We start from the raw sequence: 2785 nt of genomic DNA on the forward strand, positions 1-2785 counted from the left end.
GTGAGCGCTGGTGAAGAGATCTCACATATTCGCAGCGGTCTGACCAACCAGTTGCCGGATGTGGATCCGGAGGAGACTCAGGAATGGTTGGAGTCTTTTGATCAGTTGGTGGAGGTCCATGGCACCGAGCGTGCGGAGTATATGATCCGTACCTTGCTCCAGCGTGCTGGAGCGAAGTCCATCGGTGTGCCGATGGTCACGACCACCGATTATGTGAACACGATCCCGGTGGATCAGGAACCAGAGTTTCCTGGGGATGAGGAGATGGAGCGCCGGTTCCGTCGGATCCTGCGGTGGAACGCGGCGATCATGGTGCACCGGGCTCAGCGTGATGGTGTCGCGGTGGGTGGTCATATCTCCTCCTATGCGGGAGTGGCCACGCTCTATGAGGTCGGGTTCAATCATTTCTTCCGCGGCGCGGATCATCCTGGTGGTGGGGACCAGGTGTTCTTCCAAGGACATTCCTCTCCGGGCAACTATGCTCGCGCGTTTCTCGAGGGCCGGCTCACCGAGGCCCAGCTCGATGGGTTCCGGCAGGAGATCTCCCGGGCCCCGGAAGGGCTGAGTTCGTATCCGCATCCCCGTCTGATGCCAGATTTCTGGCAGTTCCCCACGGTCTCGATGGGCATCGGGCCGATGAACGCGATCTATCAGGCCCAGTTCAATCGGTATCTGCATCACCGCGGCATCAAGGACACCTCGGATCAGAACGTGTGGGCGTTCCTCGGTGATGGTGAGATGGACGAGCCGGAGTCGCGAGGGCTGTTGCAGCATGCGGCCAATGAGAAGCTGGACAATCTGCATTTCGTGATCAACTGCAATCTGCAGCGCTTGGATGGCCCGGTCCGGGGCAATGGCAAGATCGTCCAGGAGCTGGAGGCGTTCTTCCGCGGAGCGGGATGGAACGTGATCAAGGTGCTCTGGGGCCGGGAATGGGATGATCTGCTGGCCCGTGATGATGATGGCGAGCTGGTCCGGATCATGAATGAGACCTTGGATGGGGACTATCAGACCTATAAGGCTGAGTCCGGGGCCTTCGTGCGGGAGCATTTCTTCGGTCGGTCGGCCAAGACCAAGGCCATGGTCGAGGACATGTCTGATGATGAGATCTGGAACCTCAAGCGTGGGGGTCATGATTATCAGAAGGTCTACTCGGCGTATCAGGCCGCAGTGGCCACCACGGGCAAGCCCACGGTGATCCTGGCTCAGACGATCAAGGGCTATGGGCTGGGTCCCAGCTTCGAGGGTCGTAATGCGACCCATCAGATGAAGAAGCTGACCATCGAGGACCTCAAGCGGTTCCGAGACACTCTGCGGATCCCGATCACTGATGAACAGATCGAGGCCGACCCGTATCAGGTGCCGTATTACCATCCGGGTGAGGACTCTGAGGAGATGGCTTATCTGCGGGCTCGTCGGGCCGAGCTGGGCGGGGCGCTGCCGGCCCGCCGGGCAGAGGCCGGCGCGCTGGTCCTGCCGGGGGCGAAGACCTATGCCCAGGCGAAGAAGGGCTCGGGCAAGCAGCAGGCGGCCACCACGATGGCGTTCGTGCGGCTGCTCAAGGACCTGATGCGGGATAAGAACATCGGGCATCGGATCGTGCCGATCGTTCCGGATGAGTCCCGGACCTTCGGGATGGATTCCTTCTTCCCGACCGCGAAGATCTATAACCCCAAGGGACAGAACTATCTCTCGGTGGATCGTGAGCTGATGCTGGCCTATAAGGAATCTCCGCAGGGCCAGCTGCTGCATCCCGGGATCAATGAGGCCGGGGCCACTGCGGCGTTCACTGCGGCTGGGACCAGCTACGCCACTTATGGTGAGCCGATGATCCCGGTCTATGTGTTCTACTCCATGTTCGGGTTCCAGCGCACCGGGGACTCGTTCTGGGCTGCGGCGGATCAGCTGGCTCGTGGTTTCATCATCGGGGCCACTGCCGGGCGGACCACGCTGGCCGGTGAAGGGCTGCAGCATCTCGATGGGCATTCCCCGATCCTGGCCGGGACCAACCCAGCGGTGAAGCATTATGACCCGGCCTATGGGTACGAGATCGCTCATATCATCGAACATGGTCTCTATGAGATGTATGGGGATCATGCCGGGGATCATGATGTGATGTATTACCTCACCGTCTATAACGAGCCGGTGACTCAGCGTCCTGAGCCGGAAGACCTGGATGTCACTGGTGTGAAGAAGGGCATCTATCGATTGGTCACTGCGGCCCAGGGGTGTGGGGAGCATGGCCTGGAGCTGGATGGTGATGCTCCGGTGGTGCAGCTGATGGCTTCTGGGGTCGCGGTGCCCTGGGCGTTGGAGGCCCAGCGGCTGCTGGCCGCTGATTGGGGGGTGGCTGCTGATGTCTGGTCAGTGACCTCGTGGAACGAGCTGCGTCGTGAAGCACTGGCGGTACAGGCTTCTGCGATGCTGGATCCATCTCGAGAGCCGCAGACCCCGTTCATCACTGAACAGCTGGCCGGGGCTTCGGGTCCAGTGATCGCGACCACGGATTACTCCACGCAGGTCCCGGACCAGATCCGGCAGTTCATCCCGAACAGGTTCGCGACTCTAGGGGCTGATGATTTCGGGTTCTCGGATACCCGGGCTGCTGCGCGTCGGCATTTCCGTATTGATGCTCATTCCATGGTCATCCGTGCTCTGCAGATGCTGGCCGAAGAGAACACCCTGGACCCAGGTCTGGCGGAGGAAGCGATCGAGAAGTACCAGCTCTCTGATCCCAATGCTGGGACCTCGGGGTCCACAGGAGGCGATGCCTGAGCCCAGGACC

At 60.9% G+C, this 2785-nt stretch carries 1 protein-coding gene; it reads left to right on the forward strand.

The window, feature by feature from the left end; genetic code table 11:
• Positions 1 to 2775: pyruvate dehydrogenase (acetyl-transferring), homodimeric type (aceE, locus tag Q7C18_RS16710; protein ID WP_311026333.1), on the forward strand; the 2775-nt coding region annotated here is incomplete at its 5' end.
• Between the last annotated feature and the right edge of the window lie 10 nt (positions 2776 to 2785).

Origin of the sequence: Nesterenkonia sp. CL21, from assembly GCF_031705515.1 — a bacterium.
Classification (GTDB): Bacteria; Actinomycetota; Actinomycetes; order Actinomycetales; family Micrococcaceae; genus Nesterenkonia; species Nesterenkonia aethiopica.